At 50.0% G+C, this 25,921-nt stretch carries 18 protein-coding genes and 1 tRNA gene; 12 read left to right on the top strand and 7 right to left on the bottom strand.

Annotated features, from left to right (window positions below):
• Positions 1 to 145 precede the first annotated feature (145 nt).
• The 3 genes from NAL19_RS03235 to NAL19_RS03225 are packed head-to-tail and all read left to right on the top strand — an operon-like array spanning position 146 to position 1,684.
• Positions 146 to 742 carry a DUF2589 domain-containing protein gene (locus NAL19_RS03235; protein ID WP_225086868.1) on the top strand — a complete coding sequence of 199 codons (597 nt, stop codon included), beginning with the start codon at positions 146 to 148 and terminating at the stop codon, positions 740 to 742.
• Complete coding sequence (locus tag NAL19_RS03230; RefSeq protein ID WP_225086867.1) at positions 735 to 1,196, top strand: lysozyme; 462 nt, start codon at positions 735 to 737, stop codon at positions 1,194 to 1,196. Before NAL19_RS03235 ends, NAL19_RS03230 begins: the two co-directional genes overlap by 8 nt.
• Before the next feature lie 56 nt (positions 1,197 to 1,252).
• Positions 1,253 to 1,684 carry a hypothetical protein gene (locus NAL19_RS03225; RefSeq protein ID WP_263058733.1) on the top strand — a complete coding sequence of 144 codons (432 nt, stop codon included), beginning with the start codon at positions 1,253 to 1,255 and terminating at the stop codon, positions 1,682 to 1,684.
• Between the two features lie 257 nt (positions 1,685 to 1,941).
• On the opposite strand, the gene NAL19_RS03220 is transcribed toward NAL19_RS03225, so the two are convergent.
• Positions 1,942 to 5,040 (bottom strand): amino acid adenylation domain-containing protein, encoded by a 3,099-nt coding sequence (locus tag NAL19_RS03220; RefSeq protein WP_263058732.1) that lies wholly within the window; start codon positions 5,038 to 5,040, stop codon positions 1,942 to 1,944.
• A 324-nt stretch (positions 5,041 to 5,364) separates the two neighbouring features.
• Here NAL19_RS03220 and NAL19_RS03215 point away from each other — a divergent pair, with 324 nt between their 5' ends.
• From NAL19_RS03215 to NAL19_RS03175, 9 genes are all read left to right on the top strand, one after another.
• Positions 5,365 to 5,994 carry a DUF2589 domain-containing protein gene (locus NAL19_RS03215; protein ID WP_263058731.1) on the top strand — a complete coding sequence of 210 codons (630 nt, stop codon included), beginning with the start codon at positions 5,365 to 5,367 and terminating at the stop codon, positions 5,992 to 5,994.
• A 101-nt stretch (positions 5,995 to 6,095) separates the two neighbouring features.
• On the top strand, positions 6,096 to 7,607 hold the full coding sequence (locus NAL19_RS03210; protein ID WP_263058730.1) for an amino acid adenylation domain-containing protein: 1,512 nt from the start codon (positions 6,096 to 6,098) through the stop codon (positions 7,605 to 7,607).
• A 10-nt stretch (positions 7,608 to 7,617) separates the two neighbouring features.
• Positions 7,618 to 7,890, top strand: coding sequence for a phosphopantetheine-binding protein (locus NAL19_RS03205; RefSeq protein ID WP_225086862.1), 273 nt, complete (start codon positions 7,618 to 7,620; stop codon positions 7,888 to 7,890).
• A 295-nt stretch (positions 7,891 to 8,185) separates the two neighbouring features.
• Positions 8,186 to 8,455, top strand: a complete 270-nt coding sequence (locus tag NAL19_RS03200; RefSeq protein ID WP_225086861.1) for a hypothetical protein — start codon at positions 8,186 to 8,188, stop codon at positions 8,453 to 8,455.
• A 139-nt stretch (positions 8,456 to 8,594) separates the two neighbouring features.
• Positions 8,595 to 14,096: a type I polyketide synthase gene (locus tag NAL19_RS03195; protein ID WP_263058729.1), complete on the top strand. Its 5,502-nt coding sequence runs from the start codon at positions 8,595 to 8,597 to the stop codon at positions 14,094 to 14,096.
• A 79-nt stretch (positions 14,097 to 14,175) separates the two neighbouring features.
• Positions 14,176 to 14,619, top strand: a complete 444-nt coding sequence (locus NAL19_RS03190; RefSeq protein WP_263058728.1) for a condensation domain-containing protein — start codon at positions 14,176 to 14,178, stop codon at positions 14,617 to 14,619.
• Entirely contained in the window at positions 14,514 to 18,251 is a 3,738-nt protein-coding gene (locus NAL19_RS03185) for a non-ribosomal peptide synthetase (RefSeq protein WP_263058727.1), read from the top strand. The genes NAL19_RS03190 and NAL19_RS03185 overlap by 106 nt, the downstream gene beginning before the upstream one ends.
• 65 nt (positions 18,252 to 18,316) lie before the next feature.
• A complete protein-coding gene (locus NAL19_RS03180; RefSeq protein ID WP_225086858.1) occupies positions 18,317 to 18,943 on the top strand; it encodes a hypothetical protein in 627 nt (208 codons plus the stop codon).
• Between the two features lie 26 nt (positions 18,944 to 18,969).
• The gene (locus tag NAL19_RS03175; protein WP_225086857.1) at positions 18,970 to 20,007 is read left to right on the top strand and encodes an NADP-dependent oxidoreductase; all 1,038 of its coding nucleotides are present in this window, start codon (positions 18,970 to 18,972) and stop codon (positions 20,005 to 20,007) included.
• 62 nt (positions 20,008 to 20,069) lie between these two features.
• Here NAL19_RS03175 and NAL19_RS03170 read toward each other — a convergent pair.
• The 6 genes from NAL19_RS03170 to rlmE form a co-directional block, all read right to left on the bottom strand.
• Positions 20,070 to 20,156, bottom strand: a tRNA-Leu gene (locus NAL19_RS03170).
• 24 nt (positions 20,157 to 20,180) lie between these two features.
• A complete protein-coding gene (secG, locus tag NAL19_RS03165) occupies positions 20,181 to 20,513 on the bottom strand; it encodes a preprotein translocase subunit SecG (protein WP_263058726.1) in 333 nt (110 codons plus the stop codon).
• Between the two features lie 377 nt (positions 20,514 to 20,890).
• Positions 20,891 to 22,228 (bottom strand): phosphoglucosamine mutase, encoded by a 1,338-nt coding sequence (gene glmM, locus NAL19_RS03160; RefSeq protein WP_225086855.1) that lies wholly within the window; start codon positions 22,226 to 22,228, stop codon positions 20,891 to 20,893.
• Between the two features lie 7 nt (positions 22,229 to 22,235).
• Positions 22,236 to 23,069, bottom strand: coding sequence for a dihydropteroate synthase (folP, locus tag NAL19_RS03155; RefSeq protein WP_263058725.1), 834 nt, complete (start codon positions 23,067 to 23,069; stop codon positions 22,236 to 22,238).
• 117 nt (positions 23,070 to 23,186) lie between these two features.
• Positions 23,187 to 25,148, bottom strand: coding sequence for an ATP-dependent zinc metalloprotease FtsH (gene ftsH / locus NAL19_RS03150; RefSeq protein ID WP_225086853.1), 1,962 nt, complete (start codon positions 25,146 to 25,148; stop codon positions 23,187 to 23,189).
• Between the two features lie 56 nt (positions 25,149 to 25,204).
• Complete coding sequence (gene rlmE, locus NAL19_RS03145; RefSeq protein ID WP_012773268.1) at positions 25,205 to 25,834, bottom strand: 23S rRNA (uridine(2552)-2'-O)-methyltransferase RlmE; 630 nt, start codon at positions 25,832 to 25,834, stop codon at positions 25,205 to 25,207.
• Positions 25,835 to 25,921 lie beyond the last annotated feature (87 nt).

Genomic DNA, 25,921 nt, shown 5'->3' with positions numbered 1-25,921 from the left:
TGGCCTATGTCGTATTGCATGCTATCGCTACCACAATGACTGATATATTATTCTTTAATTAATTGTTAACGTCTTCTCAAATTGTCATTTATTTTCCTCCAGGGTTTTTATTTTTAGCGATTGGAAAATAAGATAAGGAGAGAGTATGTCATTCAAAAATTGGATAACGGGAAAAAATAAAAAACCAGAGAATGTCGAGCCCCCCCAAGGGGAAAACCCGCATTCCACGCTAAACGATCGCGTGACGTCATCATCAAAGGCGCTAACATTAGCAGATATTGCTCGCGGCATGCAGCATGCCGCTACCGCAGCCAATCAATTTATCGCTCACCAATACCAACAAACGCTCGATCCTTTTTTTGAACGTGACGCTGATGGTGCGTTAACGCCAAAGACGGTTTCTATTCAACTCGATTCTCGACACCACATCGAGCTGCCACTGGTTGCCCTTTCTACTCCAAGGGGGTTGATGCTGGAAAAAATGAAAGTGCAAATGACAGTGAGGACCGATGCGGTAAGCAAGGACGAAATAGCCTCGCCTTTAGACGATTATAACGTCAGCAATTTTCACGTCAGTATGTCGCCTTCAGGCAAAAACAAAAAAGGCAGAAATAGTCAGCACATCGATATAGAAATGCAGTTCACTGCGCTCGCCCCCCCTGAAAGCCTCATGCGATTAATTGATGACTATACCAATCTCGTTCTCCCCCAAATAACACAAGAGGAAAAAAACAATGGCTAACATTCCTGAAACGATCAATGAAGCTGGTCTCGATCTTATTAAGAGCTTTGAAGGATTGAGATTAACAAAGTATCTCGATACCGCTGGCAGATGGACTATTGGATATGGACATCTGATACTGCCACACGAAAATTTTGATAACGGTATTACCCTTCAGGAAGCCGACTTACTGTTACGTCAGGACTTAAAGACGGCGGAAACCGGTGTACAGCATTATGTGAACGTTGATCTCAACGGAAACCAATTTGGTGCACTAACATCATTTACCTACAATCTGGGCGTAGAAAGTCTGGAAACGTCGACATTATTACGCCTGCTGAATCAAGGTAACTATGATGCCGCAGCCGATCAATTTCCACGCTGGGACAAAGATGGTGAACAAGTCGTGGAAGGTCTTCTACGCCGTAGAGAAGCAGAAAAGGCGCTTTTCCTACAGCCCGTCACACCGAGCTAATATTCAAAAAAACGCGAAAACGCCCCTTTCATAGAAAATATCATCACGGACATATTATGGATCTTTCAACCTATCCTCTAGTCTATGGCATTCTAGTCAGCGATATTATTGCATCAATTTCAGGATTATTCGGCGGCCTCAGTATTTCCTTCTTTTGGCGACCGCAGAAACTGAATAATTATGACAAAGTTGTCTCGATATTAATTATTATCATCATCAGCATTTCAGCAGCATTCTCATTGGTCGGTATTATTGCCGAATTGCTGCACGTGAATATCAATAAAATAGAGAATGCAATAGGGCTAGGTTATCTGGTTGGTGCTATTAGTGTGGGTTTAGTTACGCTGCTGGCAAACTTCTTCAGCTATCGAGAGAATAACGACATCCTGGATGTCGCGTCGGAAATCAAGCAGGCGACAAAAGGTGTTCATTCGATCAATGAAGCTCGGGAAAAAACACCCGATGACAAAAGCTCGTCAGACCATTAGTGCATGGTTCTCATAAATAATTAGTCTCATCAATAGCTATTATCATCAACAATTAGTCTCACCAATAAACGTACTCAAGAATACCTGTTCTCAGCCGTACGTCGCTCATATAGCAGGAAGGCACCGCCTTCCTGCTACCACATTCTCCTTCCTGACACGTTCAACCATCTCATCAGTGCGTGGCTCATGAAACCAGCATCTACATGCAAGCCCTCTTAGCGAAGGCGCCACAGTTCGGGCGCCTTCGTAAGCATTACCTACCGGTTGCCGTACAAGGGCGTCCCGTTTGGCTGTACGATATCCATGAGAATTTGATGGTACTGATGAGACAGAGTGGCAATATCTTCCGCTTTAAACGCCGCCAGCTGATAATTAAAACACAGCGTCAGTGCGTCATCGTCATAAACAGAGAGCGTCAAATCCAGTCGAGCCTGATGATTAGCAATATCCGCAATCTGATATGCAGTCTCATTGATCTGTACGGCCGGCGGCATAGCGGTCAAATAGTTAAAACTGACAGGGAAACGCAGCTTATCAGCCCCTCCTCTGGCGCGAACATCGGCCATTAACACATCATAGGGCAATGTCTGATTGTCCAAAATGGCATGGATCTTATTCTGGCCACGGGCCAAAAGCGTGCTGAAAGACTCCTGAGTGGGCGAATCATCATAGTAGGTCACCATATTCACGAAACAGCCTATCGTAGTGGCGTTTTCCGCCAGCATACGGTTCGACACCGGAATACCGATGGGCACATGACAGTAGTTTGTCGTTTTGAGCAGCAGGTTGAAAGCGGTCAGCATGCAGACAAATGGCGTTGTGCGATGCTGCTGGGCATAGTGCTTTATCGCCTGCGTTAACGTATCAGACAAAATACACCAATAATTTTCTCCCTCCTGGCTTTCACTAAGAGGAAATGCCGTCGCATCAGCACCCGCAGCCAGGTAAGCCTCCATTTTATCCAGCCAAAACTGCCGCTCTCTTGGGTAGCACTGATCTTTAGTACGCCGCTGCTGTTGACGATAGCGCAGATAGCGCTCTTCACTGCCTATTCGATAGCTGCGATCGCCCGCGCTATAAGCGCGGATGTAATCAATAAATTGATTGAAGAATAAGCCAATCGCGTCATGATCGAATACGGTATGGTGCACGCGTCCCAGCAGAATATGCCGTTGCGCCGCCAGCGAGACCAGATGAAAACAGATAAGCGGAGAATGTTCTAAATCCATCTCCGGTGTATTGACCAGATCCAGCAGTTGCCGGTCGCTCAGCGTATTCGCCAGCCCGCCAGTAGAGAAAGCCGTCAGTCGTTCAATCGGGATCGCCCCGACGGGATAATCCCCCTCAAGGCATTGCAGACGATCCAGATCGAAGCGCGTCCTCAATACCGGGTTACCTTCCAGAATACGCCCAAGACTCCATTCCACGGCAGATTCATCCAGTGTACCGTCTATCGTCAGGCGAAAAGCCAATTGGTAGACCGACGGATCCGGACTGAGCTGATCCAGCGTCAGGAAATAACGCTGCTGCGATGATGGTGTGAGCGCATCGATATCCGTTTTACCCTCATCAAGCGTGGGCTCGTCATCGTTAACATAGTAAGGGACGATGAAAGCCAGCAGATGAGGGGTCGCGTTGTTGAAAAACAACGGATAATCGATGTCGCTAAACAGTCGTTTTCGAATCAGTCGCCTGGCGTTCATCGCCTGAAGCGAATCCCCCCCTAAATCAAAAAAGTTATCGTTGGCGCCGAGCTCACGAAAACCAAGCACATCCTGCCAGATGTCAATCAGTTCCTGTTCCAGCTCATTGCCTGCGGTTTTAACCGGATATCCCAACTCAGGGCGCTGCGGACAAGGCGCAGGCAGCCGGCTGACATCCAATTTCCCGTTAGGCAACTTGGGCAGCGTTTCCAGCATAATAAAATGGGACGGATGCATCGCTCGTGGCAATTTATCCTGCAAGAAGCGACGTAAATCGTTCGTGGCAAGCGATGGATTACGGCTTACCAGATAGGCCACCAGACGCTGACGCCCGTTTTCCTGAATCGGCCGCACCAGCGCGTTGTCGATATCGCCATGCTGGCGTAACACGATTTCGATCTCTTCGGGCTCAATACGAATGCCATTAATCTTAATCTGGTGATCGATACGCCCCAGATAGACGATCTCCCCGTCCGGCGTCCTTTTTCCCAGATCGCCCGTGCGGTGTCCCCAGTCGCTTTTACCGGCTCGCTCATGAGTAAAGAAACGCTGTTGCGTTAATTCGTCGCGATTAATGTAGCCACGGGCGACGCCTTCACCGAAGGCGCAAATCTCCCCTTCTTCCCCTTCAGCCACAGGACACAGATTCTCATCCACGATCAGAATTTCGCTACCACGCAGAGCCTTACCGAGCGTCACCTCTTTTCCCGGCACCAATTCGGCAAACGAGCAGTTGGCCGTCGTTTCCGTCGGGCCATACAGATTAAAGAGCCTGACATCCGGGATCTGCTGGAATGTGCGCTCTTTTAAATCAAAAGAGACAGGTTCACCAGAGAGAAAAACGGTTTTGGGTAACGCCCACACGTGAGAAGAAGTCGCCTGATAGCGCAGCAGTTCATCCCAAACGGTCGGCACACAGTAAATGGCGCCGTCCGGATGCTGCTGGTGCCAGCGTAATAAAACGTCCGGTTCATTCAAGCTATCGGCGGGCAAAATAAACAGCGTGTCGCCACGTAATAAAGGGGCGTAAAGCTGTGTCACAGCGGCAGCAAAACTGAGTGACGATGTCAGAGGGAGCGTCGCACGCGTCTCTGGCCACACATCCTCATTAAACCAGTTCAGATAATAACTCAGATTTCGATGCTCAATGGCCACCCCTTTTGGCTTCCCGGTAGAGCCGGAGGTATAGAGAATATAGGCGAGATCGTTTTCACAAACGGATGGCAGCACGGCTGCCGGCTCAGTGGGATAATGAATATCCTCTAACACGAGCGTAGAGGAGAAAACATTATCGATAGCCGTTTTATTTACCATCGAGCGCGTGGAAATAAGTAAAAATGCCGACGAGTCATCAAGAATCTGAATGATTCTTTCTGACGGGTGAAAATGTGAGAGCGGAACATAGGTATATCCGGCTTTTAAAATAGCCAGCAAGACCACCGGCATCATGACCCCAGGCTCCAGATAGACGGCAATTCTGCCACGTTTATTATTCGGGTAGTGTGATAAAAGGTAATCGGCCAGAAGGCGTGACCGTGATTCTATTTGTTGATAGTTCAGGCTGTCGCCGTTAAATTCCACCGCCGTCTTATCGGGGCTTTTCAGTGACCATTCAGAGATAATTTCAAAGACCGTTTTTCTATTCTTCATCATTTTCCTTCCATATTGTAAAAGGATGCTTTTTACGGGAATGTTTCTAACGCAACGTCCGGTATCTCACACGGTGAAAAATTAATGTTGTAAAATGAGAATACGTAACGATGGGGTCGCCATGCTAATACCAGGAAAGACACATAAAATAACGCGCATGCCTGAGTATGGGTTTAACAAATAAAAGACATTATTGCCTATATTCCAAAGGGACTATGCCAGAATGCGAAAGTCCCCCTGTACCCTGACGGGTATTCTTTTCCCTTCCCTTTGCTATTTTTTATTGACAGTGCATCACACTCTATTCGCAGATAATTGGAGGTTCCGATGGATTCGCAATTTATCGGTTCGGTTATTAATGCATTACCACTGGAAAATATGATTAGCGGGCCTTTACAGGCAATGATTAACGCACAGGTTCAAGCCAGCAAAGCCTATACGGATTTTTTATTATCCGTATGCATTCAGAATAATAAAGCCGTTGCTATCCAATTCGATTACGACGAAACGCTTATTGATGAAAGCGGAGTAGCAAAAGGCGCGGTGACAAAAACGATGCGCATACCGCTCATTGCCGCCATTACCCATCCGATTATTTCTATTGAAGAAGGGACAATCGACTTCGAACTTGAAGTGACACAGAGCGAATCGTCATCTGATGACACCGGAGAAGACGGCAATCTGGCCGCTGCACTGGGGTGGGGACCTTTCAAGGTCAAAATGGCCGGTCGTGTCTCACACAAGTCGGCGCAAACCCGGGCTACAGATACACGCGCTAAATACAGCATTCACACGCAGGTAAAACGCCAACCCGCGCCTGAAGCGCTCATGCGTGTTATCGATTTTCTGACCGATGCCGCAACCAGACCCAGCACTCCCGCAGGGGAAAACGTGTTACAGACAGCAGAAAATACAGCCCCACCCGCATCTGCGGAGCAGCAAGAAGCATCATCATAATCACAGCACATTACTCAGCGGCATAGCACCTGTGTGCCGTACCTGCATAACGCGTAAAAGGATGCCCGGCGTGACCCCTGGCATCACCAGAGGATCAGATCATGGCATCGGCAAGAGTGCTCCATACCTTATTTGAACAGCAGTGGCATCAGACGCCGGACGCCATCGCCCTGAGAAGCGATACCGAAATATTGACCTATCGGCAATTGGAGCTGCGTGCAAACACCATGGCGAGCGAGCTATTGCTGCGGGGCGTAAAGCCGAAGGATGTTGTCGGTATTTATTTGAATAAAAGCCCGAATCTGATCGTCAGCCTGCTCGGCGTATTGAAAACCGGTGCGTGCTATTTACCGCTTGATCCTTACTATCCACACGAGCGTCTGGATTATATGGTCAATCATGCCGATGCACGTCTGGTGATCACTGACGATGAACACGCGCTTAAGCTAGCGCCGGGCCACCGTGAGATCGTTGACATCAACCAGCTCGATCTGAGCACACAGGCTACCCCAGCGCTTCCCACCGTCAGCGAGGAAGACCTGTGCTACGTGATGTATACCTCCGGTTCTACCGGAACGCCAAAGGGTGTTATGGTCAGTCATCGCACGGTGATCAATTATCTGGCATGGATGCAAAGCGCCTTCGGACTGCATCACGAAGACGTTGTACTTAATCAATCCACGTTCAGTTTTGACGTCTCGGTGTGGGAAATTTTCTGGCCGCTGATCGCCGGAGCCAGCTGTGCGGTGATCACCGAAGACGCCAAGTACGATCCGCTATTGCTGGCAGACTTTATGTGCCGCCATCAGGTCACGGTTGCTCAATTCGTACCGACGGCGCTGCGCGTTATTGTCGATGCACACGTGCTATCCCGCTGCACATCCCTATGCCATATCTTTTCTGGCGGCGAGGCGCTCGATCAAACACTGGTTAACGATCTTTCCCTGCAATATCCGAGGAAAATCCACAACCTCTACGGCCCAACCGAGGCCACAATATTTGCCTGCCACTGGCACTGCCAGCCGGGAGCAGAGGAGAAAATTGCCCCGATTGGCAGACCAATCCCGCACGCCATCGCTTATGTACTGGACGACGCGCAGCAGCCTGTCGGTGCCGGGGAAAGCGGCGAGCTCTATCTGGCAGGAGATATTCTGGCCAAAGGCTACCTGCATGCAGAAAAGCTGACGCAGGAACGATTTGTCGATGATCCGTTTAGCCATCAGTCTGGGCAGAAAATGTATAGAACCGGTGACTGGGTTAAGCAACGAGCCGATGGCGTGCTGGAGTTCATTGGACGAATAGACAGCCAGGTTAAATTACGCGGACACCGTATTGAGCTGGCGGAAATAGAAACGCACTTGCAGGCGCTGCCACAAATTAACCACGCCGCCGTTATTCTCGAAAAGCGCCCGGAAAGCATAGCGCCATCGCTCTCCGCGTTTTATGTATTACGGCATCAAAAGAGCATCGATATTCAGGAGATAAAAGCACACCTTGCCAAGATCCTGCCTTTCTTCATGGTGCCTTCCCATTTCGTCGCGTTGGAAAAAATGCCCACGCATCCCAATGGAAAAATTGATAAATCCAAACTGTGTTCCTATGTAAATAACTAATGGTGAAAAAATGTCAAACGACAAAGCAATATTACCTTCCGAGATAGAAAAAAATATTATTTCTATCTGGCGAACCGTACTCAATAATCCGCAGGTCTCTATTCAAGAGAATTTCTTCGATGCAGGAGGAAACTCTCTGCTTATGTCCAAAGTTTATCGGGAAATAAAAAACAAAATGGAGTCACCGATCTCTATTGTTGATTTATTCCAATACCCAACGGTACAGATGCTAAGCAAACGTATTAGCGAAATACACGCTGGGAAATCAAGCAGCAAGAAGTAATTACGTCCAAAATCGTATTTATACTCTAAATAATTCGAGTTTCAGGAAGGCGGCAAGCGAAGGACAAATTCGTCAGGAACGAATTTGACCAGCCAACGGCTGGCCTTCGGTGAGAGACAGGATGTCTCTCATTTCATCCCGATGAGCTTACTCAAGTAAGTGATTCGGGTGACTGAACGTAGCCAACGTAAATGCAACTTGAAGTATGACGAGTATATACTCCAGGGGAATAACCGCCCTGTAATGGGTAATGCATTTCATCATCCTTATTTCACTGATAATAGGTGGTAATACCATGTCTGCAAATAAATTGAATTCCGCAGTAGTAAAAGCGAAGGTGGCTTCGGCAATTAAAGTTGTACTGAGTCACCAAAATTCATCCAAGCCCGCTAACTATTATGCGATTGGCCAGAAAGTCCTCCCTTATGTCAGAAAATATTGGGGGACGAAGTCTGTTCCTGCTATTCCTGTTTCAATCAAAGCATCATTGCAACATCCATCAGCATCTGGCCTGCAAAGTATCATCAGCCAGATTACTGCTGAAATCGCGGGTAGCAAAAAGTAATTCACGTTTAATTTAGTTGTCCCTTCTATATTCACGGCGTAGGACGTCGACCTTTTTTTCTCTGGAAAATATTTAGAGAGAGAAGGTTAACGGCCTGCGCCGTGAAAGGAGGCGAATATATTCACGTTGAGGTAATTAAATGAAACAGCAAGAACAGTTCCGTGATAAGGATATTGCCATTGTAGGCATGTCGGCGCGCTTTCCCGGAGCAGAAGATACCGCGATATTTTGGCAAAACCTGTTGGACGGCGTGGAGACGATCAGCACATTCAGTGAAGAAGAACTGAGGGAGTCAGGCATTGAAGAAGAGATGATCGCCTCGCCCAACTATATTCGCCGCCGGGGAATTTTGGGCAACGCACAGCACTTTGACGCTAATTTTTTTGATATTACGCCCCGCGATGCCGAAATTATGGATCCACAGCATCGTGTCTTTTTGGAATGTTGCTGGCACGCGTTTGAAGATGCAGGCTACGTCCCTGCCACCTACCCTGGAAAAGTGGGTATATTCGGCGGAACGGGAACCGCCTGGCATTTGAGTAAAGCAAATGCCCATCCTGAAGTACAGAAGTACGCCAGCGGCGCATCGGTCGTCACCAACAATGATAAAGATTACGTAACGACCCGAGTGTCTTACAAGCTCAACCTCAAAGGGCCAAGTGTTAACGTACAAACCGCTTGTTCAACTGCGATGGTCGCCGTCGTGATGGGTATGAACAGCCTGCTGAATGGGGAAAGCGATCTGATCGTCGCAGGCGGCGTTTCCGTGGATACGCCAGAGCGCCGGGGTTACTCCTATATGCAAGGCGGTATGGAATCCGCCGATGGCCGTTGCTATGCCTTCGACTCGCGAGCCAACGGTACGGTATTCAGTCGTGGTGCTGGCGTGGTGTTATTGAAACGTCTGAATGACGCCGTACGCGACGGCGACCATATTTACGCCGTGCTGAAAGGCGGCGCAGTGAATAACGATGGTAACCTGAAAGCCGGTTTTACCGCACCGAGCATCAGCGGACAAATCGCCGTTGCCAAACAGGCGATCGCTAATGCGGAGCTTGATCCCGCTACCATCAACTTTGTTGAAGCTCACGGCACCGCGACGGCGCTAGGCGATCCTATTGAATTCACCTCGCTCACACAGACGTTTCAGGAATATACCGACAAAACCCAGTATTGCCGTCTGGGTTCGGTGAAAACCAACATCGGCCATACGGACGCGGCATCTGGCATGGCCAGCCTCATCAAAGCCTCACTGGCGCTGGAAACCGGCAAGTTACCCGCCTCTCTCCATTTCGAATCGCCAAATCCTAACATTGAGTTCGAAACCAGCCCGTTCATCATGAATACCGAACTCAGTGAACTGGAACCGTCGGAAACACCGCACCGCGCACTGGTGAACTCTTTTGGCGTCGGCGGCACCAATGCCTGCATCATTCTGGAAGCAGCACCACCGCTAAAAGCTAGCGATACTCATGACGACAATCTGCTGGTTTTCCCTTTCTCCGCGAAAAGCCGCACGGCGCTGGAAGACATGAAACATCGCCTGCGTGAGTACCTCAGTGCGCATGACGATGCCAATCTGGCAGATATCGCCTACACCCTACAGGTAGGGAGACAAAGGTTCTCTCACAGCACAGCCATTATCGGGAAGGATCGCGATGCCCTGCTAGCCAAGCTGGATCAGCCTTCACTGGTGGTGACGCAGCAGGGGAAAAACCCAAAATCCGTCGTGTTTATGTTCCCAGGGCAGGGCAACCAGTATGTCAATATGGCACGTGAACTGTACGACACCTACGACATCTTCCGGGCGAGCATGGATCAATGCTGTGACTATCTGGAACCGATTCTGGACGTCAATCTGACGTCCATTATCTTTCAGGACAGCGGCGATACCGCCGAGTCCCGCATCAATGAAACCCAGTTTACCCAACCATCCCTGTTCGTGGTGGAGTACAGTCTGGCAAAACTGTGGATGTCGTGGGGCATTCAGCCGGATGTCATGATTGGGCACAGCGTGGGGGAATACGTGGCAGCCTGTCTTTCCGGCGTGTTCTCCCTGGAAGATGCGCTGAAAGCCGTGGCGCTACGGGGCAAGATGGTACAAGCATTGCCCGCAGGGGATATGCTTGCTGTTCTGCTCGATGAAGAGAGCCTGAAGGCCAAACTTCACGGCAGCAAGCTGGAAATTGCGGCGGTTAACTACCCTGGACTCTGCGTCATCGCCGGTGCTTCAAACGATGTCGCACGTTTCCAACAGCAGTTGGAAGACAGCAATGTCTTCTGCAAACATCTGGATACTTCACACGCGTTCCACTCACACATGATGGAACCCATGCTGCCTGCCTTCAAAAAGGTCATCGACAGCATCAAGCTCCATGCGCCGAAAATCCCTATTGTCTCGACCGTCAACGGCGAATGGCTGAGTGAAGACATCGCTAAAAGCAGCGATTATTGGGTTGAGCACGTTCGCAACACCGTTCTGTTCTCTCATGGCTTCAAAACGCTGATGGCTGACGAACATCATGACTTCGTGTTCCTTGAAGTTGGACCGGGGCGTTCACTGGAGTCGTCCGCCAAGCAGCATTTCAGCGCAGAAGATGGTGCCTTGATTTATGCTTCATTACCCACGGCAAAAGATGTTGCGTTATCCGGCGAGCATCTGCTCTCAACGCTCGGCGCGCTTTGGGCAAGCGGCGTAAACGTTCCCTGGCATCAGCATCATCCAGAACAGCACCGTCGCCGCATCCCGCTGCCCGGCTATCCTTTCGAGCGTAAACGCTTCGCCCTGCCGGCGCTGTCGTCAGCCAGCTCTGATGCGCAAAGTGAGCAATCCGTTAAGGCTAAAAAGCGGAAACAGGCGGACATCGGCGATTGGTTTTATATGCCGACCTGGAAGAAAACCATTCCAGCGAAATATATGGCGGGCAAACGCGTTGAAGCAGAGAACACCTGCTGGCTGCTCCTGACGGATACGTTGGGTATCGCCGAACGTGCAAAGCAACTGCTGGAAAAAGACGGGCATAAGGTCTTTTTCGTCAGCCCGGGAACACAGTATCAGGAAGCGCTTTCCGAAGGCCGATACACCCTCAACGCATCCTCGCGCACTGACTACGTCCAGCTACTGAAAAGCCTGACAGAACAAGGGTTACGCCCATCACGTATCCTGTACCTATGGAACCTGACGGCAGCGGAACAGGTCCAGCCGCTTGAGCACACTTATCTCTCCTCGCCGCTGAACGCGTTCTACCCAGCCCTCTATCTCCAGCAGGCGCTGGTGAACGAGAATTTACTGGACGATCTGCATGTGACCTTCGCCACCAGCAACACGTTCAGCGTGATGGGGGAACGCATCGCTTCCCCAGAGAATGCGTTACTGGTCGGGCCTTCGCGCGTGTTCTATCACGAATATCCTGAAGTGCAATGCCACCTGGTGGATATCGATCTCAAACAAAACTCCGAACAGCTTGATGAATTTGCCCACTGTCTGATTGCAGAAAGCCATATCGCAACACACGGCAACCTGGTGGCTTACCGCGGAAACCAGCGCTGGGAAGAAAGTTATCAGGCCGTGCATTTGGAAGAGGACACGATAGGCGACCCTGTTGAGATAAAAAATGACGGTGTTTACCTGATTACTGGTGGCCTTGGCGGCCTAGGAATACTGGTCGCCAATCATCTGAGTGAAACAAGTAACGCAACGATAATTCTGACATATCGTTCCGCTCTACCGCCGCGTGAAGCATGGCACAATTGGATCCAACAGCACCCTGTCGATGATCCTACCAGTGAAAAACTGGCAAGCATTTTACGTCTGGAAGCGCATGGCAACGCAGTGCATTTAGCACCGGTGGATGTCTGTGACTATCAGGGAATGCGCAGCATGCTATCCACATTCCCGCATATCGATGGGGTGTTCCATACTGCGGGTGTACCAGGTGGCGGCATCATTCCTTTGAAGAGCGACGCCGATTGCGCCAACGTGCTCGATCCTAAAGTCGCAGGTTCGCTCATTCTGGATGAGCTGCTGCAAGACAAGCAGCCTGACTTCTTTATTCTGTTCTCCTCCATTACCGCAATTGTGGGCGATGAAGCCCGCATCGATTACTGCTCTGGCAACGCGTTTATGGATGCCTTTGCACATTATCGCAACCAGCATCGTCGTGGCCGCACGGTATCAATAAATTGGGGACAATGGGGCGATGTCGGCATGGCTGCCCGTTGGAACAAACAGTTAGAAGAGAAGAAAAACAGCAAAATGCCTGTAGCTGAGGCAATCACGAGGGACTTACTCACGCTCATTGCACGTGAAAATATGCAGGAAATCTATCAGGTCAACCTCACCGTAAACGACTGGGTTATTGATGAGCACCGCCTTGCGAAACAGCCCTCATTGGTGGGAGCAACGATCTTATCGCTGCTGCATGAGTTCATGACGTGCTTTAAGCCTCAGGAAAGCCTTCAGGTCAAAAACCTGATGCTGACTAAGCCCGTTATCTATACCGACGCCTGGCCACGACAGATGAGGCTATTCATCACGTCAGAGGGGAAAGGCTATAAGTTCAGCCTCAAGACTCGAGGTGTACTTGAACTAGCATGGCAAGAGCACGCCTTCGGTGGAATCGCCCACGGCGCGCCAACGGTTGACCTTACACCACTATCGACTGATGCCATTAAACAGCGCTGCACCACGAAGGTTCCCTACGCGCCGTTTATCACTGAGCTGGACAATGCCAACACGGGTGAAAATTTCCTGTCGTTCAGCCAGCGCTGGAACAACCACCGTGAGATCGTTCAAGGTCATAACGAATGGCTGATCCACAAGGTGCTGAGTAACGACTATACGCACGATCTGACCCGCTACCCATACCACCCTGCGCTGATTGATGCCACGGCAATATCCTGTCTGGCGCTGATTACACAGGAAAATTTCCTGCCTATCAGCTATGGCAAGATGACCTTCTTATCGCCACTGGGGCAAGAGTGTTACGTCCACGTCAGGCTCAAGCAGGCTTATCAGCCGCAGGATAACGCCATCGTCATGGATATCACGTTCCTTTCACCAGAGGGCGTTCCGCTGCTGGTACTGGAAAATTACACGCTGATGAAGATGACGATGGGCAACCAACTCGCTACATCCGAAAACACATCAACAGCAGCGAAAGCCGCAGTAAAAGTGAATTTGGCAGATAAAGACATTCTGTTGCCAGAAGGGCTGGATGCAATAAAACGCCAGCTCGCACATCTGGAATTTGAACAGTTAGTCGTTGTTACCAGCGATCTGGACCAGCTCATTTATGAGTCGATCCCTGAGCAGGAAACGCCTGAGTTCATCTTGCAGGATAGCGATGCTACGGAAGGATATGCCAGACCCGCTCTTTCTGTGGATTACGTTGCACCAGAAAATGACATTGAGAAAGAGATCGTCAAAGTCTGGCAGTCCATTCTGGGGATTTCGGGTATCGGCGTTAACGATAGCTTTACTGAACTGGGCGGAAATTCGCTGCTGGCAGTACAGGTTGTATCTACCGTTTCGGGCATCTTTGAAATCGATATCCGTGTTGATCTCTTTTACCAGAACCAGACCGTGCAAGGGTTAGCAACGCTGATCCTTACTGAACTGGAAACCTTATTGCAGGAATAAGCGCACGGCCGCCTTCGGAATGTATCTCGAAGGCGGCCGCTACTGTAAAAAACCGACTATCACAAAATGAGACTCGATAATGACGCAGCTTCCCACCGCAAAACTGACCTCGCTTAGCCTGGATGAACTCAAAAAACTGGCCAGAGAAAAGAAGAAAGCGAGCAATACATCCTCAGGTAAAACCATTACTCCGCACGCCACTCCAGGCAGAGTCCATTTCCCCATGACCAGCGCGCAGAAGCGTATCTGGATGCTCTCCCAATACCTTGACGATAGCCTGGTTTATAATAATCCGTATGTGCTTGCCTGCAGGATCGAGCACGACATGGAGCCACAGCGAGTACAGCAAACGCTCGACTATCTGATGCAACAACATGACATTCTGCGTACAACATTCCGGCTGGTCGATAACGATGTGTGTCAACACATCGCCAACGATATGTCTTTCCGTTTAGCTTCGAGGATATCTCCGCGTTCAGCGAAGAAGAGCTTGAAAAATACGTTTCAGAAACTGCCAAAGTGAAAGGAAATATTGTTTTTGATCTGGAGAATGGCCCCTTGGTTTATCTCCATATGGCCAAAATTCATCAGCATGATTATGTCCTGTTCCTGACCTTTCATCACATTATTTCCGACGGGTGGACGGTCAATGTGTTCTTCAAAATGCTGATGGAAAATTATTTCCGTTTGTTACAAGGGGGGACATTACCTATCGAGAAAATGCTCCAGTTCGCCGATTACGCACTGGCAGAAGATCGGTGGTATAGCGAGGGCGAATACCAGACAGGACTGTCCTATTGGGCTAAGAGGTTGGATGGCATCACGGGGCAGTTAGAGCTGGCAACAGACTACCCTCGTCCAGCCAAAATGAGCACCGCAGGCAGCATCACCAGCCAATTCTTTGACTCCTCTTTCTGTCAGCGTTTGCAAACCTGTGCGGCACAGCATCAGGCAACGCAATTCCACGTTATCCTCACGGCATACCAACTCCTGCTGCATAAATATAGCGGACAGCAGGAAATCATCATCGGCGCACCGTTTGCCAACCGCAATTTACCGGCCACGCAAAATATGATGGGGTTATTCATGAACACCCTACCATTACGCTTTGATATCGATCCTGATGCCAGTATCGCTTCGCTGATTGAGGACGTGCGCGTCGAATGTGAAGAAACTCTGAGATATCAGGATGTGCCGTTCAACTATATTCTGGATGAGATTACCTATGTGCGTAATCCCCAGATCAATCCAATCTTCCAGGCAATCTTGACGTATCAGGTCTTCCCCCATTTTCACAGCAGCCATGGCGGGTTCAAATATAAACCGTTAAAAGTGGATTACGGCACTGCAAAACTGGATCTCAACTTATGGGTAGAAGAAGATAAAGATAGCAACGGCCTACTGTTCACCATGAACTACAGCAGCGCGTTATTTTCCAGCAATACTGTCCGACGCATGCTGAATGACTTGCGAGCGACGCTTGAGACCTTAATTAACCAACCGCAGCTCACCGTGCGGGATCTTTCGCTGTTAGGCGACGAAGAGCGTCGGGCGACAATCGCACAATGCCAGCCGGCCGCTAGCACATTCCCGCCCGCGGTTCATCGGCAGTTTGAACAACAGGTACAACAACATCCCGATGCCATCGCGGTTCGCTGTGAAGGCCGTACATTCAGCTATGCTCAGCTCAATGAGCGAGCGAACCAGCTGGCTCATCAGCTCCAGAAAGACGGCATTGCTCATGGGGAGTGTGTCGCGCTGTTCATGCCTAAAAGCGAGTATTACGTCGTCGCGATTCTGGCCGTGTTAAAAGCAGGTGGATGCTACGTTCCAATCGATATCGATCTCCCTGCGCTGCATGTTGAGTTCATCCTGCAAAATTCCGCTGCCCGCTGCGTCATCATCGACGAACAGGCGCCCGGTGATAAGCTCCCCTGCCTCTACGTAAGACAAAACCGCAGCGCCATGCCAGTAAGCAACCCCGCTCAGTCACAAACCGTGACGGATGGCCCGGCTTACATCATTTATACCTCGGGCAGTACCGGCAAACCCAAGGGCGTTCGGGTCAAACACTCACAGCTAAGCCACTACTGTCAGGCTATTCAGCCCGTGCTCAACCTGCCGCCCGATGCCCGCTACGGCATGTTTTCATCCTTCACAACGGACTTAGCACACACGGTGCTGTTTCCTGCACTGATTCACCAGGGTCAGTTGGACGTGATCAGCACGGAATTACTCCGCTCCCCACAGGAGCTGTTCGCTTATCTGGCGCGCTATCCGGTAGATTGCATCAAGATCACGCCGTCGCATTTAGCGACGTTACTGACGTCACCACAGGCTGAAGCGTTATTACCTCGTCAGTTACTGGTTATCGGCGGAGAACGCGTTCCTCTGTCACTCATCAAGCGTGTACGAGAGTTTCGAACGTCTTGCCGCATCCTCAATCATTATGGCCCAACCGAATGCACCGTCGGCGTCACTACCTATCCGGTGCCAGAAGAGCTTAACGCGATCGCCGGTAATTACTTACCCATCGGGAAACCGCTGACCGATAGCCATGTCCTGCTGCTCGATCCTTATCAACAGCTCGTTCCGACTGGCTTACCGGGTGAAATTTATCTGGGCAGCTCGCATGTCGCAGAAGGGTACATTGGCCTGCCAGATCAAAATAACGCACGCTTTATTCCTCACCCTTACCTTGAGGGCGAACGGCTTTATCGCAGCGGTGACAAAGGCCGTTTCCTGCCTGACGGCAATCTTGAATTTATGGGACGGTTGGATCGCCAGGTTAAAGTACGCGGCTACCGCGTTGAGCTGGCAGAGATCGAACAGGCATTACAACAGGTGGCTAATGCGACTCACGTAGCGATTAAACAAAACACGCTTCCCCACGGGGAAACGGTCTTAACCGCGTACCTGTGCGGCATTGATGAACCTAGTCAGGCCAAAGTTAAAACGGCGCTGCAAAAAAAACTGCCAGACTATATGCAGCCAGAACACTGGGTATGGCTAGAAGCGATGCCATTAACCGCCAGCGGTAAGATAAATTATGCTGCGTTACCCCTGCCCTCAGTAGAAAAGCGCGTAGCATTCCATGCCCCAGAAAATCAGCGTGAACATGACCTACATGAAATTTATCGCGACATTTTACAAAGCGAGACGATTGATACGCAGGAGAGCTTCTTTATCCTTGGCGGGAATTCTCTCAGCGCATTAAAGCTCATCCTGAGCGTTAATCAGCATTTTGGGACATCCCTGTCTCTGGGGCAGTTGTTCGAGAACAGCAGCATTGCCCAGTTGGCGCGTGTGATTGAAGAAAAAGGCACCCAGACTCAAACCGCAAGGGTGACAATCAACCGTGGTCAGCCAGAAGATAAACCCACGTTGCTTTTGATCCACCCCGCTGGCGGTAACGTGCTGTGCTATTCCGCGCTGGCGCGTGAATTGGGCGAGCGCTACCCCATATACGGTATTCAGGTGCCTGATTTCAGCGTTAACCAGCCTTATAACGCCGATATCAAAACGCTTGCCGCGTTCTACCTCTCAGAAGCTGGCGACATCGTTCATCGCTCTCGTCTGGTACTCGGAGGATGGTCTCTCGGCGCAACTATCGCTTTTGAAATGGCGCAGCAGCTCGCGAAAAAAGGCATAACGCCTACGGTATTAGTGTTGGACCAACCTGCACCAGAGATCAACATCGACGGCTCAGCAGGCATGAGCGAGGCTGAACGTCTGGCGTACTTTGCGCATAAAGTGGCTTTGTTTACCGGTGCATCTTTCGATCTTTCAGAGAAGTCGCTTCTAGGCATGAGTAATGAGCAGCGCACAACACGCTTTCTGGCAGAGTTTAAGCGAGTGGGGCTAGTTCCTGACGAGATTGGGCCACAAGAATTTCAGGATTTTCTCAATATCTTACAATCACATATTTACGCAGCAGAGACCTACCGTAGCGAACCTTACCCTGGAAACCTACTGGTCGTCGAAGCGGAGGATATTTTACCTGGGCGAATCCGCCTGCCCGAATCCGGGTTAGGGTGGCATCGCCTGACTGAAGGATGTCTGACCGTGCTGGCAGCTTCTGGCGATCATATCTCAATGATGAACGCACCGCATATTTCACGCATAGCAGAGAAGCTAAAGCGCGTATTGCGATAACACATCCGCCGTCTGCGGTTTCAAATGTTTAACGGCGGTTTGATCACATAAGCGAGGAGAAGCAAATGAGCGATACACCGTCGTTAACCGTTTGGCAATATCTGGTATCACGCGATGCCATCCTAACCATTATCTTACCAATTATTATTTACAATATCGCTTTCTGGCAATGGGGGGCAGGAGCTGCATTATTAATTACAGCTATCTATTCTGGTGTCCTGCAATATATCAGTCGGTGGAAAGGCTACTTGCCGATCATCGCCCTTATTTTGGTTTCAGGCCTAAGCCATTATCTTTATTTGGAAGGGTATATGCTGTTTGATATCAGGCAGGAGAGCGTCTTTTTATCCGTCAGCGGCGCAATGTCCACCGTGATTATCTTCAGCATTTACAGCATGCTCGGGCGTCCAGTCATACAGACACTAGCGGAACAAGCTACGCCAAGACTAAAAACACTTCCTCACTATGGCACCCCACGGTACACCAAAATATGGAACGAAGTCTCATTGGTCTGGATTGTGGCCTATCTGATAAAAGCCATCGTCATTTATACCCTTTCACTCCGGCCTGGATTACCAATGGATACCCTCGTCCTGATCAGCGGTTGGCCTCTAACATTGTTGCTCGTCATTTTCAGCTTCAAATGGCCAAAATATCGCTGGTCCTCACATGCGCAAGATGACGCTGTCTGAACCAGCCATCAAGTCATGCGTAATGAATGATGAATATAGGGAATATTATGAACCCGTTAACAAATAAACTAATCGTACTCGCTCACCATCCTGATGGCCCAGCCCAGTTAGAACACTTTAGGCTTGATGAACGCCATATCAATGCGTTACAACCCGGCGAATACATAGTTGAAAATAAGTGGCTATCTATTGACCAATACACGCGCGCTCGACTCAGTAGAAATACGGCCTTTGTTAGCACTATCAAGCTCGGAGAGGTTATTCAAGGGGAAACAATAGGCAATATCGTAGCAACAAAAAATCCAAAATTTCAGGTTGGAGACTGCGTATTTACCTTTTCAGGCTGGCAGAAATACTATGTCGGTACGCCTCAGGATTTTATTACACACCGCGTACTGCCGACGGCTCTATCACCTTCTATTTTTTTGGGGGCCGCAGGAACACCAGGACGTTCCGCTTATTTTGGCCTGAATAAAATAGCCAAACCCAAAGCAGGAGAAACGTTGGTGGTATCCGCTGCATCAGGAGGTGTCGGTTCAGCCGTCGGACAGCTAGGCAAACAAGCAGGGTGTCGCGTGGTCGGCTTGGCGGGCAGCGAAGAAAAATGCCGTTATGTCGTTGAGACTCTTGGGTTTGATACTTGTATTAATTATAAAGAAGCTGGTTTAGATCAGGCCTTGCGAGCTGCTTGTCCCAACGGAATTGACATCTATTTTGAAAATGTTGGTGGCAGAGTTTCTCTCTTCGTTGCCAGGTTGCTTAACGAAGGTGCCAGAGTTCCTGTTTGTGGCAGCGCGGCACTCTATAATCAAGGGCATGATGTTGATGCTTCAAGCCCGGTGGCATTTTTCTCTTCTTTGCCCGAAGCCCCTCTGAGCCGATTTTTTCTCGTCACTGAGTGGTTCAAAGACTACGCAGAAGCGGACATTTGGCTACTCGATGCCGTTGAGAAAGGGCGATTAAAATATCGAGAGAACATTATTGAGGGAATAGAGAATGCGCCTCAAGCCTTTATCGACTTATTAGACAGTAAACACTTCGGCAAGCAGTTGGTGCGCCTGTAAAGCGCTGAGACCAGAAATTAGAGACAAAAAAATAGACGTCCATTGACGTCTATTTTTTATGTTGGTACCGAGGACGGGACTTGAACCCGTAAGCCCAATCGGGCACTACCACCTCAAGGTAGCGTGTCTACCAATTCCACCACCACGGCATCACAATTACTACTTTAAAACGCTTATTTCGGAATGTCACTCGCCGGCGTTGAAGGCGCAGCAGGCGTTGTCGTCTGCTCGACTTTTTCAGGCTGGCTCAGGTTATCCCAAGCACCGCCTTTTTTCTGCAGCGAACTCAGGTTGCCCAGAATGAGGCTGATAATGAAGAACAGGGTCGCCAGTATCGCAGTCATGCGGGTCATGAAATTACTAGAGCCGCTCGAACCGAACAAAGTGGCAGAAGCACCTGCTCCGAACGAGGCTCCCATATCAGCACCTTTACCCTGCTGAAGCATGATCAAGGCAACCAGCCCGATCGATACTAACAGGAAAATCACTAATAGAGCTTCGTACATAGTCGTACCTGTTAACCGTTTTCTCCATGTCTCATGGAGAATGCTATATTCTGGCGGCAAACCGCGCGTCATTCCGCAAGTCAGATGTCTCAAACATCCCTTATCAAGCGGGTCTGAATACTAACCAAAGGATGTAACGTACGCAAGGGTAATTTGGTCACCGCGGGTTGATTGCAGAAAAAAACAGCGGCTTTCGGCACAAGATGCATGCCAAAAGCCCTATCTGCCTGATTTAATGCCGATCGTTTAAGAATCGAGATACCGGGGGCTACCACGGTGCGAGGTATCCCGGCGGGAACCTCATCACCGTGTTTCCCTCTAAATCTACGCTTAAGTGAACAGTATTATATCTGCCTGATTGGTTAATCAAAAAAACCTCAACCAACAGCTTTCACCGCATCGGCAATGCGGTTTGCCAGCGCGATAACGGTCTCTTCCTGTTCACCCTCAACCATGACACGGATAAGCGGCTCAGTACCGGATTTACGCAGCAACACCCGCCCGCGTCCGGCCAATTCTTTTTCCACATCCTGCGTAATCTGCTGAACGTTTTTATCTTCCAGCGGGTCGTTTTCTCCCGTAAACCGTACGTTGACCAGGATCTGTGGAAACAGCTTCATACCGCTGCATAAATCATGCAGACTCATATGATTTCTCACTATCGCGGTAAGAACCTGCAAACCAGCAATCACACCGTCGCCCGTCGTCGTTTTGTCGAGCAAGATGACATGGCCGGAGTTTTCTGCACCAATGCGCCACCCTTTTGCCTGCATCATTTCTAATACATAGCGATCGCCCACCTTGGCGCGAGCAAACGGGATGCCCAGCTGCTTTAATGCCACCTCAAGCCCCATGTTACTCATCAGCGTGCCCACGGCACCGCCACGCAGTTGCCCTTGGCGTAAACCTTCACGGGCGATGATATACAGAATCTGGTCGCCATCGACTTTGTTGCCCAAATGGTCGACCATGATGAGCCGATCGCCATCGCCGTCAAACGCGAGGCCAACATCCGCTTTCTCAGCCAGCACGCGAGCCTGCAGTAGCCTGACGTCGGTCGCCCCGCACTCTTCATTGATATTCATGCCATCCGGTTCACAGCCAATTGCGATGACTTTAGCACCAAGCTCGCGTAATACGCTGGGGGCGATATGATAGGTCGCACCATTGGCGCAATCGACGACAATCTTTAAACCATTGAGACTCAGTTCGCTCGGGAACGTACCCTTACAAAACTCGATGTAGCGACCAGCGGCGTCAACAATGCGGCTGGCTTTGCCTAATTCAGCAGACTCAACACACGTCAGCGGTTTTTCCAGTTCCGCTTCTATTGCTTCTTCTACGTCATCCGGCAACTTGGTACCGTCAATTGAGAAGAATTTAATACCGTTGTCGTAATACGGGTTATGAGAAGCAGAAATAACGATACCCGCTTCTGCACGGAACGTGCGGGTGAGATAAGCAACCGCCGGCGTCGGCATCGGGCCAGTAAAAGAAGCCGACAACCCCGCCGCTGCCAGCCCGGCTTCCAACGCAGACTCCAGCATGTAGCCTGAAATGCGGGTATCTTTGCCGATAATAATCTTACGAGAACCATGCCGTGCGAGCACTTTCCCCGCAGCCCAACCCAGTTTAAGCACAAAATCAGGGGTAATCGGTGTATTACCAACCTTGCCACGCACGCCATCGGTACCAAAATATTTGCGGTTACTCATCTCGTTTTTATTCCTTCGCAGAAAGGGTCGCCTCAACAATGCGCATGGCATCAGCCGTTTCTTTAACATCGTGCACGCGAATAATCTGTGCTCCCTGCATCGCCGCGATCACAGCACAGGCAACACTACCATGAACACGCTGCGCAGGCGGCACATTAAGGAGTTGTCCAATCATGGATTTCCTCGACATCCCCACCAGAAGCGGCAGTTCAAAACGATGTAATTCGCTCAGGCGAGCCAGAAGCGCATAATTATGGGCAAGATTCTTACCGAATCCGAACCCAGGATCCAGCAATAGCTTACTTTTCGGAATATTGGCGTTCACGCAGCGATCAATCTGCTGTTGCAAGAAATTGCCGATGTCCTGCATCAGGTCATCATAATGCGGCTTATGCTGCATGGTTCTCGGCATCCCCTGCATGTGCATCAGACACACAGGTAGCCCCGTTGCCGCCGCCGCTTTCAGCGCACCTGGCTCTTGCAAAGCGCGAATATCATTAATCAGATGTGCACCTGCCAGCGCTGACGCCGTCATGACTTCCGGCTTTGAAGTATCGACCGAGATCCAGACATCAAACCGCTTAGCGATGGCCTCAACGACAGGCACCACACGTTCCAACTCTTCTTCCGTGCTCACCTCATCCGCTCCAGGACGCGTTGATTCACCGCCAATATCGATCAGGGCCGCACCAGCGTTAACCATCTCCTGAACATGCAGTAATGCTGCATCAAGCTTGTTGTGTTTTCCGCCATCGGAAAAAGAGTCCGGCGTGACGTTAAGAATACCCATGATACGTGGGCAGGAAAGATCCAGCGTTGAGTCTCTGGCAACCAGTTGCATGATTTACCTCCGCATTCTGGTGTAGTTAGCATGAAAGGTGATTCGAAGAACATTCTCAGTAAAAAACCCCAGCCTGAGCTGGGGTTTTGTGAGTTACCGATATCAATCGCAGGCGAATTATTTGTCGTCCGCTTGCTCAGACAGGGGGTTACCAGGAGTCGTGTTACCGGAATCAGAATTAGGTGTTTGTGGCTCATCCACTGGCGTAGGGGCTTTAGGTGTCCCACCGCCGTTGCTGGAATCGTTGTCAGAACGAGACGCTTCCCAGCCCGCAGGCGGACGAACCTCTTTCTTACGCCCCATCAAATCGTCAATCTGCGGCGCATCAATGGTTTCATACTTCATCAACGCATCTTTCATTGAGTGAAGGATGTCCATATTTGCCATCAACAGCTCACGAGCACGCACGTAGTTGCGTTCAATCAGTGATTTCACTTCCTGATCGATGATACGCGCCGTTTCATCTGACATGTGTTTGGCTTTTGCGACAGAACGGCCGAGGAATACTTCGCCCTCTTCTTCTGCATAAAGCAATGGACCCAATTTCTCAGAGAAACCCCACTGCGTCACCATGTTACGAGCAATCGACGTTGCGACTTTGATGTCATTAGACGCGCCAGTCGAAACATGCTCCACGCCGTAAATGATTTCTTCAGCCAGTCGACCGCCGTACAGCGTAGAGATCTGGCTTTCCAATTTCTGACGGCTGGCGCTGATCGCATCACCTTCAGGCAGGAAGAACGTCACGCCCAGGGCACGACCACGTGGGATGATAGTCACTTTATGAACCGGATCGTGCTCTGGCACCAGACGACCAATGATAGCGTGACCGGCTTCATGGTATGCTGTCGATTCTTTCTGCTTTTCAGTCATAACCATGGAACGGCGCTCGGCACCCATCATGATTTTGTCTTTCGCTTTCTCGAATTCGACCATCGAAACGACACGTTTATTACCACGAGCAGAGAACAATGCGGCTTCGTTAACCAGGTTAGCCAAGTCCGCACCAGAGAAACCTGGTGTACCACGCGCAATCACTGACGCATCGATATCGGGAGACAGCGGTACGCGACGCATATGCACTTTCAGAATCTGTTCACGACCGCGAACATCCGGCAGGCCAACCACAACTTGACGGTCAAAACGACCGGGACGCAACAAAGCTGGATCAAGCACATCGGGACGGTTCGTCGCCGCGATAACAATAATGCCTTCGTTGCCTTCAAAGCCGTCCATCTCAACCAGCATTTGGTTCAGCGTTTGTTCACGTTCATCGTGACCACCGCCTAAACCTGCGCCACGCTGACGGCCAACGGCGTCGATTTCATCGATAAAGATGATACAAGGTGCCGCTTTCTTCGCCTGTTCGAACATATCACGAACGCGAGAAGCACCAACACCAACAAACATTTCAACGAAGTCAGAACCGGAAATCGTAAAGAAAGGGACTTTCGCTTCACCAGCAATCGCCTTCGCCAGCAGCGTTTTACCGGTTCCCGGCGGGCCGACCATCAGAATACCTTTCGGAATCTTACCGCCCAGCTTCTGGAAACGGCTAGGTTCACGCAGGTACTCAACCAGTTCGCTAACCTCTTCCTTCGCTTCGTCGCAACCGGCAACATCAGCAAACGTCGTCTTGATCTGATCTTCAGTCAACATACGCGCTTTGCTCTTGCCGAAGGACATGGCACCTTTACCACCGCCGCCTTGCATTTGACGCATGAAGAAGATCCAGACGCCAATGAGTAGCAGCATCGGGAACCAGGAAATAAAGATAGAAGCCAACAGGCTTGGCTCTTCCGGTGGCTCACCAACGACTTTCACATTCTTCGTTAGCAGGTTATCCAGTAGCTTGGGGTCATTGACAGGAATGTAAGTCGTGTATCTGTTGCTGTCTTTTTTGATAACACTGATCTCACGCCCGTTAATACGTGCTTCACGGACCTGATCCTGATTCACTTCAGTCAAGAAGGTTGAATAATCCACCCTACGGCCATTCGACTCGCTGGGCCCAAAGCTCTGGAAAACAGACATCAGCACCACTGCGATGACTAACCAGAGAATTAGGTTTTTCGCCATGTCACTCAAGGGATTAACCTCATATTACAACTGTGTTAAAAAACAGCGTTAGGGTACTACAGTTTCCGCCCTGTCGCTACAATATACACTTCACGAGACCGGGCACGTGAGGCGTCTGGTTTACGAATTTTCACTTTCGTAAACAGGGAGCGAATTTCCCGTAGGTATTCATCAAAACCTTCTCCCTGAAACACTTTCACCAGGAAACTTCCGCCTGGCGCTAATACATCCCGACACATACCAAGTGCTAATTCAACCAGATACATCGATTTCGGAATATCAACGGCTGGTGTACCACTCATGTTAGGGGCCATGTCAGACATCACCACCTGAACTTTGCTATCGCCAACCCTTTCGAGCAAGGCTTTGAGGACCAGTTCATCACGAAAGTCCCCTTGCAGGAAATCGACGCCAACAATCGGATCCATCGGTAAAATATCGCACGCGATAATTCGACCATTTCCACCAATTTGCGTGACCACATACTGTGACCAACCGCCAGGTGCAGCGCCTAAATCCACAACCGTCATACCGGGTTTAAACAGTTTGTCGCTCTGTTGTATTTCGTCAAGTTTAAACCAAGCACGCGAGCGCAGCCCTTTTTTCTGGGCCTGCTGCACATATTTATCGCTAAAGTGTTCCTGCAACCAGCGACTGGAACTTGCAGAACGCTTTTTATTCGCCATCGATTTTCCAACTATTCTCAGTAACACGCTCGTGGTGGGGAGAAACTTCTCACATATTACCAATCAGAACAGTCAAATTGGTTATAA

The sequence above is a fragment of the Pectobacterium sp. F1-1 genome (assembly GCF_025643735.1).
GTDB lineage: Bacteria > Pseudomonadota > Gammaproteobacteria > Enterobacterales > Enterobacteriaceae > Pectobacterium > Pectobacterium colocasium.
Note: the sequence above shows the minus strand (reverse complement) of the source record. Positions and strands in the feature narration are given on the sequence as shown.

Bases quoted from the DNA above. Each gene is read 5' to 3' on its own strand.
- NAL19_RS03175 (WP_225086857.1), top strand. From the start codon at position 18,970: ATGATGAATATAGGGAATATTATGAACCCGTTAACAAATAAACTAATC.
- NAL19_RS03215 (WP_263058731.1), top strand. From the start codon at position 5,365: ATGGATTCGCAATTTATCGGTTCGGTTATTAATGCATTACCACTGGAA.
- NAL19_RS03220 (WP_263058732.1), bottom strand. From the start codon at position 5,040: ATGATGAAGAATAGAAAAACGGTCTTTGAAATTATCTCTGAATGGTCA.
- NAL19_RS03210 (WP_263058730.1), top strand. From the start codon at position 6,096: ATGGCATCGGCAAGAGTGCTCCATACCTTATTTGAACAGCAGTGGCAT.
- NAL19_RS03195 (WP_263058729.1), top strand. From the start codon at position 8,595: ATGAAACAGCAAGAACAGTTCCGTGATAAGGATATTGCCATTGTAGGC.
- NAL19_RS03180 (WP_225086858.1), top strand. From the start codon at position 18,317: ATGAGCGATACACCGTCGTTAACCGTTTGGCAATATCTGGTATCACGC.
- NAL19_RS03225 (WP_263058733.1), top strand. From the start codon at position 1,253: ATGGATCTTTCAACCTATCCTCTAGTCTATGGCATTCTAGTCAGCGAT.
- folP (WP_263058725.1), bottom strand. From the start codon at position 23,069: ATGCAACTGGTTGCCAGAGACTCAACGCTGGATCTTTCCTGCCCACGT.
- ftsH (WP_225086853.1), bottom strand. From the start codon at position 25,148: ATGGCGAAAAACCTAATTCTCTGGTTAGTCATCGCAGTGGTGCTGATG.
- NAL19_RS03235 (WP_225086868.1), top strand. From the start codon at position 146: ATGTCATTCAAAAATTGGATAACGGGAAAAAATAAAAAACCAGAGAAT.
- NAL19_RS03190 (WP_263058728.1), top strand. From the start codon at position 14,176: ATGACGCAGCTTCCCACCGCAAAACTGACCTCGCTTAGCCTGGATGAA.
- secG (WP_263058726.1), bottom strand. From the start codon at position 20,513: ATGTACGAAGCTCTATTAGTGATTTTCCTGTTAGTATCGATCGGGCTG.
- NAL19_RS03205 (WP_225086862.1), top strand. From the start codon at position 7,618: ATGTCAAACGACAAAGCAATATTACCTTCCGAGATAGAAAAAAATATT.
- rlmE (WP_012773268.1), bottom strand. From the start codon at position 25,834: ATGGCGAATAAAAAGCGTTCTGCAAGTTCCAGTCGCTGGTTGCAGGAA.
- glmM (WP_225086855.1), bottom strand. From the start codon at position 22,228: ATGAGTAACCGCAAATATTTTGGTACCGATGGCGTGCGTGGCAAGGTT.
- NAL19_RS03200 (WP_225086861.1), top strand. From the start codon at position 8,186: ATGTCTGCAAATAAATTGAATTCCGCAGTAGTAAAAGCGAAGGTGGCT.
- NAL19_RS03230 (WP_225086867.1), top strand. From the start codon at position 735: ATGGCTAACATTCCTGAAACGATCAATGAAGCTGGTCTCGATCTTATT.